Genomic DNA, 16,334 nt, shown 5'->3' with positions numbered 1-16,334 from the left:
CCTATTGATTCACGGCCCGCAGGGCCTACTGACAACCGGAAGGTTGTTATTTTTTTAAAGGATTCATTCTAACGCATAGCCACATCTACATCAAAACGGATGCCGTCTCAGTCTGGGTCACAGCAGCCGTTTTTTCGTGCCTCTGCACATACAGATGGCGCACCTTAAGGAACAGGGGGAAAGATGTATGAACCACATTTACGGCAAGACGATTATTCTCGGTGTGACAGGCGGGATCGCAGCCTACAAGGCGGCGGCTCTGACCAGCAAGCTGACGCAAAAGGGCGCTAAGGTCCACGTTATCATGACAGCGTCAGCCAAGGAATTCATTACCGAGCTGACGCTGCAGTCACTGTCCAAGCAACGGGTGTACAGCGATACGTTCCAGGAACGTGATCCCGCCGAAATTTCCCATATTGACCTGGCTGATTCCGCTGATCTGGTGCTGATTGCACCGGCGACGGCAAATATCCTGGCCAAGATGGCGGTGGGCATCGGGGACGACATGCTTTCGACGACGATGCTTGCCGTGACGGCACCGGTAATGGTAGCTCCGGCGATGAACGTGCATATGTACCAGCATCCCGCCGTCCGGACCAATATGCAGACGCTGGCAAGCCGCGGTGTTCACTTCATTGAACCGGGTGAGGGGCTGCTGGCATGCGGGTATGTCGGTAAGGGACGGATGGAGGAGCCGGAGACGATTGTAGCTGTGGTCAATGAATTCTTCGCCGGCCGGGATATGGCAGCCCAGGGTCCGCTGGCAGGCAAAAGGGTGATGGTTACCGCCGGCGGAACGGTGGAGCGCATTGATCCGGTCCGCTATATCTCGAATGATTCCTCCGGCAAAATGGGCTTTGCGCTCGCCCGGGCGGCCCGGGCCATGGGTGCAGAGGTTACGCTGATTGCGGCCCGCACCGATGTGGCGCCTCCGCAGGACCCGCAGATCGACCTGGTCCGCGTCGAATCCGCCGCAGACATGTATGCAGCGGTAAGCAGCCGCTGGAGCGATTGTGATCTGCTCATCGGCGCGGCGGCGGTGGCGGATTACCGGCCCAGAATAAGCGCAGAGACCAAGATCAAGAAGAGCGGCGATACGCTCACGCTGGAGCTTGTGAAGACGACCGATATCCTGGATACTCTCGGCAAAATCAAGGAAAAGCAGTTTGTCATCGGCTTTGCCGCTGAGACGGGCAATGCCGAGCTGTACGCAAAGGACAAGCTGGTCCGCAAAAATCTCGACCTGATTGTGGCCAACGATGTTGGACAAGAGGGGGCAGGCTTCGGCACAGAAACCAATATTGTCTCCATTTATAGTTCGGAGGGGCTGGTCCTGGACCTGCCGCTCAGCTCCAAAGACGAGGTGGCCCGCCGCATCCTGCAGCTGGCGGCAGAGCGCATGGCCGGGGCGGCGGTCTGATGGATATAGCCAAGGTCATTGTCGATGTTCCCGTCCGCAGCACGGACCGGCCATTTGATTATTTGATCCCCGGCTCGCTGAAATTATGGATTGAGGTCGGCAGCAGAGTGGCGGTACCGTTCGGACACCGGACCGTGCAAGGCTTCGTGGTCTCTCTGGAATCAGGAGAGACGGAAGGGGCGGGCAGTCTCAAGCCTGTGCAGGAGGTGCTCGACCTGCTGCCTCCGCTATCACCGGAGTTGGTGGAGCTGGCAGACTGGATGAGCCGCAAGTATGCCTGCCGGCGGATATCCGCACTGCAGGCCATGCTGCCGACAGCGCTCAAGGGCAAGGCGGAACGGCTGATTTCCCTGGGCGATGCCGAGGAACCGGGCCAGTCCGAAGACGAGCTGTTCCCGCTGTTCCTGGAGAATGATCCGGAGGAACAGCGGATTATTGATTTTGTCCGCGGGAACGGTGAGGTAACGATGAAGCAGCTGACCCGTACCTTTCCCGACGCGGCGGAGACGGTAAAGTTCATGCTGCGCCGCGGGGTGCTGACCGAAAGCCAGTCGATCAAGGACAAGCTGGGCAAGAAGAAGCTGAAGGCGGTGGATCTTGCCGTCGGACTATCGGCCGCCCGGGAAGCCTTATCTGCCTTCACGGCGCGTTCGGCACGGCAAAAGGAGGTTCTTGCCTTCCTGATCGAGATGGAGGCAGTGCTGCCGATGCCGATGAAGGATCTGCTCGCTGTCCTTCAGGTGACTGCGGGTACAGTCAAGGCTCTGGAGGACAAGGGAATCATCGAGATCAGCGAAATTGAAGTCTACCGCGATCCGTACCAGGGACGTGACTTCAAGCCGACGGCGCCGCTGCCGCTGACCCTGGAGCAGCAGCAGGTGTACACGCGGATAGTGGATGCTGTGGAATCCATGCGGCATGAAGTATTCCTGCTGCATGGAGTTACGGGCAGCGGCAAGACGGAGATCTATTTGCAGACGATCCAGCGTGCGCTGGACCAGGGCCGCCAGGCGGTGGTGCTGGTTCCGGAAATCGCCCTTACGCCGCAGATGGTGGAGCGGTTCAAGGGACGCTTCGGGAGCGGAGTGGCGGTCATGCACAGCCGCCTGTCTGCGGGAGAGCGCTATGATGAATGGCGCAAGATCCGCGAAGGCAAGGCACTGGTCGCTGTCGGCGCCCGCTCGGCTGTATTTGCACCGTTCAATGATCTCGGCCTGATCATTATGGATGAAGAGCATGAAAGCTCCTATAAGCAGGAAGAGAATCCGAAATACCATGCGCGCGATGTTGCTGTGCGCCGGGCAGAGGGGTGCGGTGCAGCCGTTATTCTGGGCTCGGCGACGCCTTCGCTGGAGAGTTATCATGCGGCCCGTTCGCAGAGCGACATCCATTTCTCGCCCGTACTGCTGGAGATGCCAACGCGTGCGCTCGGGAATGAGCTCCCGAAGGTGCATGTCACCGACATGCGCGCAGAGCTGAAGGAGGGAAACCGCTCGATGTTCAGCCGCAGGCTGCATGCCGGCCTCAAGGCACGGCTGGAGCGGGGCGAGCAGACGGTGCTGCTGCTGAACCGCCGCGGGTTCTCCACCTTTGTCATGTGCCGGAGCTGCGGGTATGTCGCCGAATGTCCGAACTGTGATATCTCGCTGACCTTCCACAGCCGCAGCGAGAACCTGCGCTGCCATTACTGCGGCCATGCGGAGCCCGCTCCCAAGCAATGCCCGGAATGCGAAAGCGAGCATATCCGCTTCTTCGGGACGGGTACGCAGCGGGTAGAGGAGGAGCTGGGGAAGCTGTTCCCCGGTATCCGGGTCATCCGGATGGATGTCGATACGACTACCGAGAAAGGCTCGCATGAGAAGCTGCTGAATCAGTTCCGCGATAAGAAAGCGGATGTTCTCCTTGGCACGCAGATGGTGGCCAAAGGACTGGACTTTCCGGATGTGACGCTCGTCGGTGTCATTACCGCCGATTCGGCGCTGAATCTGCCCGATTTCCGTGCCGGGGAGAAGACCTTTCAGCTGCTGACACAGGTGGCCGGCCGTGCCGGAAGGCATCAGCTGCCGGGCGAGGTGGTCATCCAGACGTATACGCCGGAGCATTATTCCATTGTGCATGCCAGCGGGCATGACTACGGCTCCTTTGTCCGCGATGAGCTGAAGCACCGCAAGGCGCTGCATTATCCGCCATATTGCCGGTTAATACTGGTTACACTGTCCCACGAGCAGATGCCCCTGCTGCTGAAGATGGCGGAGAATTACGCGCTGGAGCTGCAGGGCAAGGCCCGTCAGCTGCGCTGGTTCGGCAGTCTGGACAAGCTGTCCGCAGATGCGCTCGACCTGCTGGGGCCGGTAGCTTCTCCGCTGCCACGTCTGAAGGGCAGGTACCGGTTCCAGTGCATTATTAAATGGCGCGGCGCGATCGATGCGGTCGGCCTCGCCCGCAAAGTAGCCGAGGAGCTGGAGGATTCCGTGCGCGATCCCGGCCTGCAGATCAGCATCGACGTTGATCCGCAAATGTTGATGTAATCCGGCTTCATGGTACAATGGGATAGGAAATAATGCGCCGCCTGGGCTTAGGCCCATTTGCTGTGCGCTTTATTGTATAAATTACTGAATCGTAGAAACAAGGATGGTGTTTGCATTATGGCAATCCGATTGATCGTGAAAGAACCCGATGATGTATTGCACAAGACGGCTAAGCCCGTTACCAAAATCACACCCAACGTCCAGAAGCTGCTGGACGATATGGCCGATACGATGTACGACGCCGAGGGCGTAGGCCTGGCCGCGCCGCAGGTAGGCATTCTCAAACGGCTGATTGTAGTGGATGCCGATGAGGAGCATGGCTTGATCAAGATGATCAACCCTGAGATCATCGCCACGGAGGGCGAACAGTTCGGGCCGGAGGGCTGCCTCAGTATTCCCGGGCTCAACGGCGATGTACGCCGGGCGGAGACTGTGACCGTGCGCGGGCTTGACCGCGAGGGCAATGAAATTACCGTTACCGGAAACGGGCTGCTGGCCCGGGCGTTCCAGCATGAAATCGACCATCTGAACGGTGTGCTGTTCACAGATATCGCCGAGAAGATCTACGAGGCGACGGCGGAGCAGACCGGCGCAGCCGGGGAGTGAGACTATGAGAATCGTATTTATGGGCACGCCGGCCTTTGCGGTGCCTTCTCTGCAGATGCTGGTGGAGGAAGGCTATGAAGTCGTAGCCGTGCTTACCCAGCCGGACCGGCCGCAGGGCCGCAAGAAGACGCTGACGCCCTCGCCCGTGAAGGAAGCGGCGCTGGCGCTCGGATTGCCCGTCCTGCAGCCGGAGCGGCTGCGCCGTCCGGAAGGGGTTGCCGAGCTGGCAGCCTATGCGCCGGACCTGATTGTTACGGCCGCTTACGGGCAGATCCTGCCGAAAGCGGTGCTGGACATGCCGGCTAACGGCTGCGTTAATGTTCACGGGTCGCTGCTGCCGAAATACCGCGGCGGCGCTCCGATCCAGCGCAGCATTATCAACGGGGAGACGGTGACGGGGGTGACGCTGATGTATATGGCCGAGGGACTGGATACCGGCGATATGATTTCACGCGTCGAAGTGCCGATCGAAGATGAGGATACCTCCGGAACCATGTTTGAGAAGCTCAGCCTGGCCGGACGCGAGCTGCTTAAGGCCGAAATGCCGCGGCTGGCCGCAGGAAAGGTAGAGGCGCAGCCGCAGGATGAGCGCGAGGCGACCTATGCCCCGAATCTTAGCCGCGAGGATGAACGGATCGACTGGAGCGCGGACTCGCGGGCGATCTATAACCGCATCCGCGGACTGGTGCCGTTCTCCGGCGCGTTCACGCTCTGGAACGGTGAGACGTTCAAGGTGTGGGCGGCGGCGAAGCCGGGAGACGCCGGCACCGGCGGAACCGCAGCACCGGGGACGGTGCTGGCGGTAAGTGAGCGCGGCGTCGAGGTGAAGACCGGCGACGGCAGCCTGCTGTTGACCGCAGTGCAGCCGGCGGGCAAGAAAGCGATGAACGCCGCCGACTTCAGCCGCGGCGCGAACATGCCGCCCGGGACGGTGCTCGGTTGAGCCGGGACGGGGGCGGCACAGGCCGCAGCGGCGCACGGGCGGCCGGGAAACCCGGCGGCAGGACACCTGCCGCCGGAGCCAAAGGCAGCGGCGGCGGTGCCCGAGCCACCGCGCGGGAAGTGGCGCTCGACATTCTGACGCGTGTCGAGCAGCAGGACGCTTACAGCAATCTGCTGCTGAACAGCGCCCTGCAGAAGGCCGGTCTCGGGCGCGAGGATGCCGGACTCGCCACAGAGCTGGTCTACGGCAGCATCTCCCGGATGCTTACGCTGGACTATGTGCTCGAAGATTACGTCAGCAAGGGGCTGGCCAAGCTGCAGCCCTGGGTGCGCAATCTGCTGCGGCTAAGCCTGTACCAGATCATGTACCTGAGCCGTGTGCCGGCGCATGCAGCCGTCAATGAAGCGGTCAATATCGCCAAGAAGCGCGGCCACCAGGGAATCTCCGGGATGGTGAACGGTGTGCTGCGGAGCGTGCTGCGCGTCGGCGAGCTGCCGGTGCTGAAGGAAGGGCTCAGCGCGGAGGAGCGCATCTCGGTGCTTCATTCCCATCCGCTCTGGCTGGTGCGGCGCTGGGCCGGGGAGTACGGCCTGGAGACCGCGGAAGCGATGTGCGCGGCGAACAATGAGGCGCCGGCTGCCAGCGTCCGCGTGAATACCACGATGATCAGCCGCGAAGCCATGCTGGCGAAGCTGGTGGAGGCAGGACTGGATGCGGCGGAATCGCAGGTCAGTCCTTACGGGATTGTCGTACGGGGCGGCGGCAATCTGGCGCTGACCTCCTGGTATGCGGACGGCTATCTGTCCGTGCAGGATGAGAGCTCCATGCTGGTGGCGGAAGCGCTGGCGCCGGAGCCGGGCATGCGCGTGCTGGATTGCTGCGCCGCACCCGGCGGCAAGAGTGCGCACATGGGCGAGCTGATGAAGGACGAAGGCGCCGTCTACGCCAATGATCTGCATGAGCATAAGGCGAAGCTGATCGCCGGTCAGGCGGAGCGGCTGGGCCTTGAATGCATTACGGTGCACAGCGGAGACGCGCTGGAGCTGGCCGGCAAGCTGCCGGAAGCTTCCTTTGACCGGATTCTGCTGGATGCGCCCTGCACCGGTCTCGGCGTTATCCGCCGCAAGCCGGATCTCAAATGGCGCAAGCAGCCCGGAGACATCACTGAAATTGCCGCACTTCAGGGCAGGCTGCTGGAATCGGTCGCCCGGCTGCTGAAGCCGGGCGGTGTCCTGGTCTACAGCACCTGTACGACGGAGCAGGCAGAGAACAGCGAGGTTGTCTCGCGGTTCCTCCGCGCGCAGCCAGGCTTCACCGCTGTGACCTTTGACTCTCCCGTCTGGGAGCGGCTGCAGGGGACGGCGCTGGCTGCAGGGGACGGGATTCAGCTGCTGCCGCAGCATTTTGGCAGTGACGGCTTTTATATTTCCCGCCTCCAGAAACTCTTGTAATATAGTATTTCTGCCCGGATTCCCGCCCGCAGGACCTCTGCGCGGCGGGCTTTTCTTTTACCGGCTCTGAATTTTGTGTTAGAATAGGAAGAATGAGAAATAATAAGCATATCCTTAATAAAGAAAGTACAGGTGTTGATAACAATGAAACCTTTAATATATGATTTCACTCTGGAAGAGTTACAGCAGTGGGCCAAGGATAACGGTGAGCCCGCGTTTCGCGGCGGCCAGATTTTCGACTGGCTGTATGTGAAACGCGTCACCGACTTCGAAGCCATGAGCAATTTGTCCAAGGGGCTGCGGGCCAAGCTGGCGGACAGCTTCAGCATTTCGGCGCTGAGTGAAATTACCCGCTTCGAGTCCAAGGACGGAACGGTCAAATTCCTGTTTGGACTGCATGACGATCACGCGATCGAGACCGTCATCATGAAGCACAATTACGGTAACAGCGTATGTGTTACAACTCAGGTAGGCTGCCGTGTCGGGTGTACCTTCTGCGCCTCCACGCTGGGCGGCCTGAAGCGGAATCTGACGGCTGGTGAGATCGTAGCCCAGGTTGTCCGCTGCCAGCAGATGCTGGATGAGCGGGGCGAACGCGTCAGCAGCATCGTCATCATGGGGACAGGCGAGCCCTTCGAGAACTATGATGCTACGATGACCTTCCTGCGGCTGATGATTCATGAGAAGGGTCTCAACATCGGCCAGCGTCATATTACCGTCTCTACGAGCGGGATTGTGCCCAACATCTACAAATTTGCCGACGAGGATACGCAAATCAATCTGGCGATCTCGATTCATGCGCCTAATGATGCGCTGCGCTCCAAGCTGATGCCGGTGAACCGCCGCTTCCCGTTCGATGAGGTTATCGAATCGCTACGCTACTACCAGGCGAAGACTGGCCGCCGCATCACCTTTGAATACGCCCTGATCGGCGGCGTCAACGACCAGCCGGAGCATGCGAGAGAGCTGGCCGGCGTCCTGAAGTCGATGATCTGCCATGTCAACCTGATTCCGGTCAACCATGTGCCGGAACGCAAATATGTGCGGACCTCGCGCAAGGATATTTTCGAATTTCAACGCGCTCTTGCCGACGAAGGCGTAAATGTAACGATCCGACGGGAGCAGGGCCATGATATTGCGGCCGCATGCGGACAGCTGCGCGCCAAACATATGGAGTTGGGGTGAGGATATTTGATCAGAACAGTTCATGCCAGCGATGTTGGCCGTGTACGTACGGTCAATGAAGATTCGGTCTGGACCGGGCCTACGCGCCACGGGTATACCCTTGGTATTATCGCCGACGGGATGGGCGGCCATTTGGCCGGCGACACAGCCAGCAGGCTGGCGCTGGAGAGTATGCGTGCCAGCCTGGAATCACTGCCGCCCGGCCTTCCTGAGAACGAACTACAGGAGGCGCTGACCGCAGCGATTGAGAAGGCCAACCGCACGGTCTACCAGGAGGCTTCCAGCGATGAGAAGTACCACAATATGGGGACCACCGTCGTGGCCGTACTGCTGAAAGAAGCCGCAGGTTATATCGGCCATATCGGCGATAGCAGAGCCTACCTGATCAAGGATGGCAGGGCTACACTGCTGACTGAGGATCATACACTGGTCAATGAGCTGTTCAAGAACGGCCAGCTCAGCCTGGAGGAGCTGGATAATCATCCGCGTCGCAATGTCCTGACCAAAGCGCTGGGCACCGACCCGGCGGTGGCGGCCGATTTGGCCCCGGTAAGCCTGGCAGCCGGTGAGCAGCTGCTGCTGTGCAGTGACGGACTCAGTAATTTCGTCAGCCAGGAGCACTTGGGCAAGGTGGCCGGCATCCATGAAATCTCTTTAGAGGAAAGAGCGGAGCGATTACTTCAACTGGCGCTTCTGGCCGGTGGCGGCGATAACATCAGCGTCGCTTTGTTAGAACATCAAGGAGAGGCCGCTGTGCCCGAAACAAAGGAGTGGAACAGATGATCGGTCACGAATTGGGCGGCCGTTACCAAGTCATCGAGCGGATCGGAGGAGGGGGCATGGCGCTCGTCTATAGAGCCCATGACATTCTGCTCAACCGCAATGTCGCAATTAAAGTACTGCGCAACCAGTTTGTTCATGATGAGGAATTTATCCGCCGGTTCCGGCGTGAAGCGCAATCCGCCGCGTCGCTGTCCCATCCCAATGTGGTTAGCATTTACGATGTCGGACAGGAAGATGACATTCATTATATTGTTATGGAATACGTTGAAGGCAAGAATTTGAACGAAATCATCAAAGAGCGGGCGCCGCTGCAGGTTGATGAGGCTGTACGCATTGCCTCGCAGATTTGCGATGCGCTCGATCATGCCCATCATAGCCAGATTATTCATCGCGATATTAAACCTCATAATATTCTGATTGGCCGTAACGGCCGGGTGAAGGTGACGGACTTCGGGATTGCCCGTGCGGTTACCTCTACAACGATTACCCAAACCGGCTCTGTGGTCGGCTCCGTGCATTATTTCTCTCCGGAGCATGCCAAGGGTGTGGCTGCCGGCGAGAAATCCGATCTGTACTCACTGGGCATCGTGCTGTACCAGATGCTGACCGGCGCGCTGCCGTTTCTGGGAGAGAGTCCGATCAGCGTAGCGCTGAAGCATCTGCAGGAAGAGTTCGAAGAGCCGCGGCAGCTGAATCCGCTGATTCCGCAAAGCGTGGAGAACGTCATTCTGCGCTCGATGCGCAAAAATCCGGAGGAGCGGTACCACTCCGCCAAGGAGATGCTGCAGGATCTGGAGACCTGCCTGCTGCCGGAACGGCGCAGTGAGGCCAAGGCCGATTTCCATGACGACGATGATATCGACAAAACGCGGATTATTCCGGCGATCAAGCCGGTGCAGCGCGGTTTTGAAGGCCGGGGTGAAGAGGGGCTGACCCGGCGCCAGATGGAACCGGAGTCGGCGCCTCCTCCGAAGCGTAAATGGAGCAAGCCGGCGCTGTGGGCCGGAATAGCATTGGCCGTAGTGCTGATCTTAGGCGTTCTGGTGTGGTATTTCACCAACAAGCTGTCTGTACCGGAAGTAGCCGTACCGAATCTGATCAACAAAAATATCGAAGAAGCCAGAACTATGCTTGACGAGGTTGGCCTGAGTATCGAGGAGCCGGTGACAGCGGTATACAACCCGAACTACGGTGAGAATGTCGTTTACGAGCAAAGCAAGTCCCCTGATACCATGGTCAAGAAGGGTACCCATATCGCGCTTACTGTAAGCACTGCTAAGGTGCTCACCGCAATGCCAGGTTACTCGGGACAAAAGTATGCTGATGTGGAGAAGGCTCTGGTCGCTCTTGGAATAGACCAATCCCGGATTACTCCGGATGAGAGATACAGTGAAGAGTTTGCCGAGGGCCAGGTTATTGGTACCGAGCCTGCCGAGGGCAGCGAGTTTGATCCGGAGACGCAGTCGGTCACCGTATTCGTCAGCCTGGGCAATGAAAGTGTAGCGGTGCCAGATCTGACCGGCAAGACAGAGGCTCAGGCGAAGAAAGCGCTGGAGGATCTCGGGCTGGTGCTTGAAGAAGTGCAGCAGGATAGCAGCTTCAACATTGATGCAGGCAAAGTCATCAAGCAGTGGCCTTATGAAGAAGGGGAGTCTGCTCAGCGTGGCGAGAAATTTACGATTACGCTCAGCACCGGCTTTCCTCCGGAGGCGATCAACTATACGTTCCGTGTACCGGTTACACCGACGAGCGAGGGCACCAAGACGGAGATTCGAATTGTCTACTCCGATGCGCGCAAGGACGGTGAGCAGCAGGAATGGGGCATTCGTACGATCGCAAAAGGTCAGTATTTGCCGGTAGACTTAGTTCTGGCTCCGAACAAGGACGGTGCGATCACCGTTTACGTGAACGGTGAATATGTAGAGGCTTATGAAGTGCGCTTCTCCGATGCCAAGAACGGGACCGTGGATGAGCCGCAGCTGCCGGTGGCAGAGACGCCGGCGCCGACACCGACGCCTGAGCCGACGCCGCCCGATCCAACGATTGAACCGGAGATTCTCCCGCCGAGCGATGACGGGGGCGAGGCTGTTGACGGCGAGCAGACCGGATTTATTCTGAACGACAAGAACAGTCAGGCAAGCAACGGAAATGGAAACGGGAACGGCAAAGGAAACAAGAACAAAGACAAGCATTAGAATAACTGAACTCTGCAATGCGGCTGCGGCTTCCTGAATTGGACCGCCAGCAGCGACAGTCAAATGACCCTGCGCGTATCCTAAGTGCAAGGGTCATTTGCACAATTTCAGGATAGAGAGGAAGGCTTGTAATGTATGCCTGAAGGAATGATCGTCAAAGCGCTCAGCGGGTACTATTATGTTAAACCGTTGCGGGACGGCTCGGTGGCTGCCGATGAAGAGGCGGTGCAATGCCGCGGGCGCGGAATTCTGAAGAAGAAGGGACAGACGCCGCTCGTCGGCGACCGTATCCGCTATGTACTGACCGAGAACGGGGAGGGCATGGTGGATGAAATTCTAGCCCGTGAATCCGAGCTGATCCGTCCGCCGGTGGCCAACGTCAATCTGGCGGTGCTGCTCTTCTCCCTGCGTGAGCCGGATATGAACCTGAATCTGCTGGACAAGTTCCTCGTACATATCGAGCACTCCGGCCTCGACACTCTTATCGTGCTGACTAAGCAGGACCTGGAGGAAGATGCTGAGGATGATGCCGCATCCGAGCAGGTCAAGGCGCTGTATGAGAGAATCGGCTATGAGGTGCTGATTACCAGCTCATTCAAGGGAACGGGCAGCGATGAGCTGCGCGAACGTCTGGCGGGAACCGTCAGCGTGTTCGCCGGACAATCCGGCGTCGGCAAGTCGACGCTCCTGAACAGACTCGTGCCGGGCCTGGGACTCGAGACGGGAGAGATCAGCATGCGCCTTGGCCGCGGCCGTCATACGACCCGCCATGTCGAGCTGATGGACATCGGCGGAGGCGCGCTGGTGGCTGATACCCCGGGCTTCAGCCAGCTTGATTTTCTGGAGCTAGGCGTGGAAGAGCTGTCGGTATGTTTCCGGGAGTTCATTCCCTATGCCCAGGAGTGTAAATTCCGGGGCTGCAGCCATCTGCATGAGCCGGGCTGCCGTGTCGTCGAAGCCTGGCAGGCCGGTGAGATTGCGGACAGCCGATATGAGCATTACAAGCTGTTTCACCAAGAAATGAAAGACAAAAAGCGGAGGTACTAACCAACATGACCATTATTGCTCCCTCTATTCTGTCGGCGGATTTCGCCGCGCTTGGCGCTGAAGTGGCCGAAGCTGAACGCTGCGGCGGAGATTGGATTCATGTGGATGTGATGGATGGCCATTTCGTCCCGAATATTACACTGGGGCCGCCGATTGTCGCGGCAGTCAAGAAGCATACGTCTCTGCCGCTTGATGTTCATCTGATGATTGAGCATCCTGAGCGTTATCTGGCTGATTTTGCGGCGGCCGGGGCTTCAGTGATTACGGTCCATGCCGAAGCCTGCGTGCACCTGCACCGTGTGGTTCACCAAATTAAGGAGCTGGGCCTGATGGCCGGCGTCGCGCTGAATCCGGGTACTCCGGCAGCGGCGGTGCGTGAAGTGCTGGAGGATATCGACCTGGTGCTGGCAATGACGGTGAACCCGGGCTTTGGCGGTCAGGCATTCATTCCCGGAGTGCTGCGCAAGATCCGGCAGGTTCGTGAGTGGGCCAATGAAATGAACCATAAGGGGCTGTTTATCGAGGTGGACGGCGGCATTGCCGAAGCGACGGCGCCGCTTGTAACAGAGGCGGGGGCCGATGTGCTGGTGGCCGGCAACGCCGTGTTCGGCCGCAGCGACCGCGCAGCCGCCATTTCAGCAATCCGCCACGCTGCAGAAAGCGGAATCCGCTAAAAGCGGGCTTGCCTTCAAGGTATAGGCCAAGTCCGGCAAGCATAACATGGTTACATGAGCAGAAAATCTCATGTAGCCTTTTTTGATATCAGAGATTTATAAACCTGCGGTTCTTACACAAATCTGATATTTCTCGCAGCAACGGTTACCGCCTTCTGGGAGGGCGGCAAAGACGGTTCTACATGGTTGCCGGGAGGTTCTGCGGTTCGTTAGGTATGGAAAGACAGGAAAGACAGGAAAGTCTCCTACTGTACGGCATGAATTGATGGGAGGGTAAAGGATGAAATTCTACACGTTTAAGCTGCCAAAATTTTTGGGAGGTTTTGTTAAAGCGATATTAAACACGTTTCAGAAGAGCTGAAGCCGGGGAAAGAACAGCAAACATGAAAAAAAGCACCTTACGATTGTAAAGGGTGCTTTTTGCTTCATATTAGGACTAAACGCGTTCTACTTTACCGCTCTTCAGTGCGCGGGTGCTGACGTATACACGTTTCGGTTTGCCGTTCACGAGAATACGAACCTTCTGAACGTTAACCCCCCAAGAACGACGGTTGCGGTTATTGGCATGGGATACGTGGTTGCCGCTGCTTGGTTTCTTGCCAGTTACAGTACATTTACGGGACATGAATTACACCTCCTTGTGTTACTAAGACCTGCTTAAAACAATACTTAAATATAATATCACAGCAAAAAATGCTACGTCAACTGATTCAAAAACATTTATTTCTTTTGGCTCTTATAGTACAATATACCTTAGTGTATTATGTCCAGTTAATCTACGAATTGATTAGGCATAAAGTTAGGAAGGGGAATTCTCATTGAGTAAGCGTTCTATAAATGGAACAGATTTTACCGCAATGGTTCTCGCCGGAGCGGATATGCTGCATCAGCATGCAGAGCATGTCAATTCCTTGAATGTATTTCCGGTGCCGGACGGCGACACGGGAACCAATATGAATTTGACGATGACCGCAGGCGCGAATGAGTTGAAGAAGAATAATACCGCCTCTTTGGGCCAGTGCGCAGGAGTGCTCTCCAAGGGCCTGCTGATGGGAGCCCGCGGCAATTCCGGGGTAATCCTGTCGCAGCTGTTCCGGGGATTCGGACGTTATGCGGCCCAGTACGAAGAGCTTAATGCCCAGCAGTTCGCAGCGGCGCTGCAGACGGGGGTGGATACCGCCTATAAAGCGGTCGTAAAACCGGTGGAAGGCACCATTCTGACCGTTGCCAAGGAAGCGGCGAAGCACGCCACGTATTTGTCCCGGCGGACTACGGATGTAACAGAGCTCATGACAGAAGTGCTGGCCAAAGCCAAAGAAGCGCTTGCGCATACGCCAGAGCTGCTGCCTGTACTTAAGCAGGTAGGGGTTGTCGATTCAGGCGGACAGGGTCTGGTCTATATCTATGAAGGCTTTCATCAATATCTGACAGGCGCCGTTCCGGCTGCCGGGACAGCCTCGCAGCAGGGACAAGCCCTCAAGCCTGCACAGGCTCCGGTACAGGAGAAGCCTGCAGCAACGCCTGCAGTACCGATGCACACTTCGGCGCAATCCCAGCTGCACACGGAAGATATCGAGTTTCTTTATGATATGGAGTTTTTCATCAACCGCCAGCTTGGCGGTGCCGCAAATGCGGTTTTTGATGAGGATGCTTTCAGGAAAGCGTTATCAGTCAACGGGGATTCGATCATTGTCATTTCCGATGACGAGACGATCAAAGTGCATGTCCATTCCAAGACTCCGGGCGAAGTACTGAACCTTGCCCTTTTATACGGAGAAATAACCCAGATTCATATTCTGAATATGCGCGAACAGCACCGTGATCTGCTGACTACGGGGATGGATATCGCACCGATGCCGGAGCTGTTTGCCGATATGCCGGCAGAGACAAGCAGTGTGCAGGCTCCTGCTGTTCCGCCTGCGGACGACCTGGCACCTTACGGGTTCATCGCCGTATCTTCCGGCGACGGCATCTCGGAAATCTTCCGCAGTCTCGGTGTGGACGCTGTGCTCTCAGGCGGACAAACGATGAATCCGAGTACGGAAGATTTCGTTAATGCGATCTCTTCCATCTCCGCCAAGCATATTTACATTTTGCCGAACAACTCCAACATTGTCTTGGCTGCGCAGCAGGCGAAGGATCTTCTGGAAGGTGAACGCGAGATTACCGTTATCCCGAGCAAGAGCATTCCTCAGGGTATTGCTGCCGCCTTCGCATTCCAGGAAGACGACGCTGTGGATGTCAACACAAGCAATATGCTGGAAGCCATCGCCCAGGTGAAGTCCGGACAGGTTACCAATGCGGTCAGAGATACGGTGATTGAAGAGCTGCAGATTAAGTCCGGGCAATACATCGGCATCAGCAACTCTAAGATTGTCGCCGCTGACGATGATCTGTTGGCCGCAAGCCGGCAGCTGCTGGAGAATATGCTTGTGAACGGCGATGAGATCGTTACCGTGCTGACGGGCGCCGATGCCAACGCGGAAGTAACCGAGTCTCTCGCTGCCTGGCTTGAAGAGACATACCCGCAGGTGGAAGTGGAGATACATGAAGGCGGACAGCCGCTGTATTACTATTTATTCTCGGTGGAGCCATAAGAGACACCAATTCAGTTGGGGAGGAAATCCATGAAACGCACTCTAATCGTCACCGACAGCACATCCGATATCCCGCCGGAGCTGGCGAGGGAGCTTGGGATTGAAGTCGTACCGCTAAAGCTCATGTTCGGCGAGGAATCATTCCGCGACGGGGTGGATATGACACCGGAGCAATTCTATGATCGCCTTCCCCGTTCGCCGCAGCTGCCGACTACATCGCAGCCTTCGCCGGTGGAGTATATGGATGTGTACCGTAGTATTCTGGCGAAACATCCGGGTAGCTCGATTCTGTCGTTTCATATTTCTTCCGGGCTGAGCGGCACCTATCAGTCCGCTGTGTTGGCCAAATCCATGCTGGAGGAGGAAGGGGAGCAGATCACAGTAGTGGACTCTCTCTCCGCTTCCTACGGCTTCGGTCTGCTGGTGGTGCAGGCTGCGAGATGGGCGGAAGAAGGCAAGCCGCCGGAAGAAATTCTGGAAGCTGTAGAGCGTCTGCGCCGTTCCCGCAAGCTGTATTTCCTGGTGGACACGCTGGAATACCTGCAAAAGGGCGGCCGAATCGGCAAGGCGTCGGCCATCCTTGGAACACTGCTGAATATCAAGCCTATCCTGTCCATTGATGAGGAAGGGATTATTTATGCGGTGGAGAAGGTCAGAGGACGCAAGAAGGCGGTAGCCCGCATGATCGAGCTGTTCAAGGCTGATCTGCCGGGTGTCGATCATATCAACGTTGCCGTGGGCCATACCGCTGAACCGGCAGCCGGCGAAGAGTTCCTGAAGGAGCTCGCGGGTCATTTTAGCCTGAACGAGCAAGTGTTGACCAACGTCGGACCTGTTGTAGGCAGTCATGTCGGCAACGGGACGCTGGCAGTGTTCATATGGCCCGCTTGAACATAGGGGTGCAT

The 16,334-nt window shown here is 57.5% G+C and carries 14 protein-coding genes; 13 read left to right on the top strand and 1 reads right to left on the bottom strand.

Features of this window, described 5'->3' with window-relative positions; all coding sequences use genetic code 11:
- The first annotated feature begins 187 nt into the window (after positions 1-187).
- The 11 genes from coaBC (at position 188) to spoVM (ending at position 13,193) form a co-directional block, all read left to right on the top strand.
- Entirely contained in the window at positions 188-1,420 is a 1,233-nt protein-coding gene (coaBC, locus tag F1379_RS08775; RefSeq protein WP_150268552.1) for a bifunctional phosphopantothenoylcysteine decarboxylase/phosphopantothenate--cysteine ligase CoaBC, read from the top strand.
- A complete protein-coding gene (gene priA / locus F1379_RS08770) occupies positions 1,420-3,948 on the top strand; it encodes a primosomal protein N' (RefSeq protein WP_150268550.1) in 2,529 nt (842 codons plus the stop codon). The genes coaBC and priA overlap by 1 nt, the downstream gene beginning before the upstream one ends.
- A 117-nt stretch (positions 3,949-4,065) precedes the next feature.
- Positions 4,066-4,554 (top strand): peptide deformylase, encoded by a 489-nt coding sequence (def, locus tag F1379_RS08765; RefSeq protein WP_150268548.1) that lies wholly within the window; start codon positions 4,066-4,068, stop codon positions 4,552-4,554.
- Between the two features lie 4 nt (positions 4,555-4,558).
- A complete protein-coding gene (gene fmt, locus F1379_RS08760) occupies positions 4,559-5,497 on the top strand; it encodes a methionyl-tRNA formyltransferase (protein WP_150268546.1) in 939 nt (312 codons plus the stop codon).
- Positions 5,494-6,948, top strand: coding sequence for a 16S rRNA (cytosine(967)-C(5))-methyltransferase RsmB (rsmB, locus tag F1379_RS08755; RefSeq protein ID WP_203457065.1), 1,455 nt, complete (start codon positions 5,494-5,496; stop codon positions 6,946-6,948). The genes fmt and rsmB overlap by 4 nt, the downstream gene beginning before the upstream one ends.
- Before the next feature lie 144 nt (positions 6,949-7,092).
- The gene (gene rlmN / locus F1379_RS08750) at positions 7,093-8,133 is read left to right on the top strand and encodes a dual-specificity RNA methyltransferase RlmN (RefSeq protein WP_150268543.1); all 1,041 of its coding nucleotides are present in this window, start codon (positions 7,093-7,095) and stop codon (positions 8,131-8,133) included.
- A 6-nt stretch (positions 8,134-8,139) separates the two neighbouring features.
- Positions 8,140-8,916, top strand: coding sequence for a Stp1/IreP family PP2C-type Ser/Thr phosphatase (locus F1379_RS08745; RefSeq protein ID WP_150268540.1), 777 nt, complete (start codon positions 8,140-8,142; stop codon positions 8,914-8,916).
- Positions 8,913-11,111, top strand: a complete 2,199-nt coding sequence (pknB, locus tag F1379_RS08740) for a Stk1 family PASTA domain-containing Ser/Thr kinase (protein WP_150268538.1) — start codon at positions 8,913-8,915, stop codon at positions 11,109-11,111. Before F1379_RS08745 ends, pknB begins: the two co-directional genes overlap by 4 nt.
- 135 nt (positions 11,112-11,246) lie before the next feature.
- The gene (gene rsgA, locus F1379_RS08735; protein ID WP_150268536.1) at positions 11,247-12,158 is read left to right on the top strand and encodes a ribosome small subunit-dependent GTPase A; all 912 of its coding nucleotides are present in this window, start codon (positions 11,247-11,249) and stop codon (positions 12,156-12,158) included.
- Between the two features lie 5 nt (positions 12,159-12,163).
- Positions 12,164-12,832, top strand: coding sequence for a ribulose-phosphate 3-epimerase (gene rpe, locus F1379_RS08730; protein WP_150268534.1), 669 nt, complete (start codon positions 12,164-12,166; stop codon positions 12,830-12,832).
- Between the two features lie 280 nt (positions 12,833-13,112).
- Positions 13,113-13,193: a stage V sporulation protein SpoVM gene (spoVM, locus tag F1379_RS08725; RefSeq protein WP_006675261.1), complete on the top strand. Its 81-nt coding sequence runs from the start codon at positions 13,113-13,115 to the stop codon at positions 13,191-13,193.
- A 75-nt stretch (positions 13,194-13,268) separates the two neighbouring features.
- On the opposite strand, the gene rpmB is transcribed toward spoVM, so the two are convergent.
- Positions 13,269-13,457, bottom strand: a complete 189-nt coding sequence (gene rpmB / locus F1379_RS08720; protein ID WP_150268532.1) for a 50S ribosomal protein L28 — start codon at positions 13,455-13,457, stop codon at positions 13,269-13,271.
- Between the two features lie 193 nt (positions 13,458-13,650).
- On the opposite strand from rpmB, the gene F1379_RS08715 reads away from it, so the two are divergent.
- Together F1379_RS08715 and F1379_RS08710 are read left to right on the top strand one after the other, a co-directional pair.
- Positions 13,651-15,429 (top strand): DAK2 domain-containing protein, encoded by a 1,779-nt coding sequence (locus F1379_RS08715; protein WP_150268530.1) that lies wholly within the window; start codon positions 13,651-13,653, stop codon positions 15,427-15,429.
- 30 nt (positions 15,430-15,459) lie between these two features.
- On the top strand, positions 15,460-16,320 hold the full coding sequence (locus F1379_RS08710) for a DegV family protein (RefSeq protein WP_150268528.1): 861 nt from the start codon (positions 15,460-15,462) through the stop codon (positions 16,318-16,320).
- Positions 16,321-16,334: the final 14 nt, after the last annotated feature.

Source organism: Paenibacillus tepidiphilus (assembly GCF_008635795.1).
Lineage (GTDB): Bacteria > Bacillota > Bacilli > Paenibacillales > Paenibacillaceae > Paenibacillus_AQ > Paenibacillus_AQ tepidiphilus.
This window is presented reverse-complemented; position numbering and strand designations above follow the sequence as displayed.

What these genes read in the sequence shown, in the direction of transcription:
- priA (WP_150268550.1), top strand. Translation starts at nt 1,420, where the DNA reads ATGGATATAGCCAAGGTCATTGTCGATGTTCCCGTCCGCAGCACGGAC.
- spoVM (WP_006675261.1), top strand. Translation starts at nt 13,113, where the DNA reads ATGAAATTCTACACGTTTAAGCTGCCAAAATTTTTGGGAGGTTTTGTT.
- rsgA (WP_150268536.1), top strand. Translation starts at nt 11,247, where the DNA reads ATGCCTGAAGGAATGATCGTCAAAGCGCTCAGCGGGTACTATTATGTT.
- coaBC (WP_150268552.1), top strand. Translation starts at nt 188, where the DNA reads ATGAACCACATTTACGGCAAGACGATTATTCTCGGTGTGACAGGCGGG.
- def (WP_150268548.1), top strand. Translation starts at nt 4,066, where the DNA reads ATGGCAATCCGATTGATCGTGAAAGAACCCGATGATGTATTGCACAAG.
- F1379_RS08710 (WP_150268528.1), top strand. Translation starts at nt 15,460, where the DNA reads ATGAAACGCACTCTAATCGTCACCGACAGCACATCCGATATCCCGCCG.
- rpmB (WP_150268532.1), bottom strand. Translation starts at nt 13,457, where the DNA reads ATGTCCCGTAAATGTACTGTAACTGGCAAGAAACCAAGCAGCGGCAAC.
- rpe (WP_150268534.1), top strand. Translation starts at nt 12,164, where the DNA reads ATGACCATTATTGCTCCCTCTATTCTGTCGGCGGATTTCGCCGCGCTT.
- fmt (WP_150268546.1), top strand. Translation starts at nt 4,559, where the DNA reads ATGAGAATCGTATTTATGGGCACGCCGGCCTTTGCGGTGCCTTCTCTG.
- pknB (WP_150268538.1), top strand. Translation starts at nt 8,913, where the DNA reads ATGATCGGTCACGAATTGGGCGGCCGTTACCAAGTCATCGAGCGGATC.
- rlmN (WP_150268543.1), top strand. Translation starts at nt 7,093, where the DNA reads ATGAAACCTTTAATATATGATTTCACTCTGGAAGAGTTACAGCAGTGG.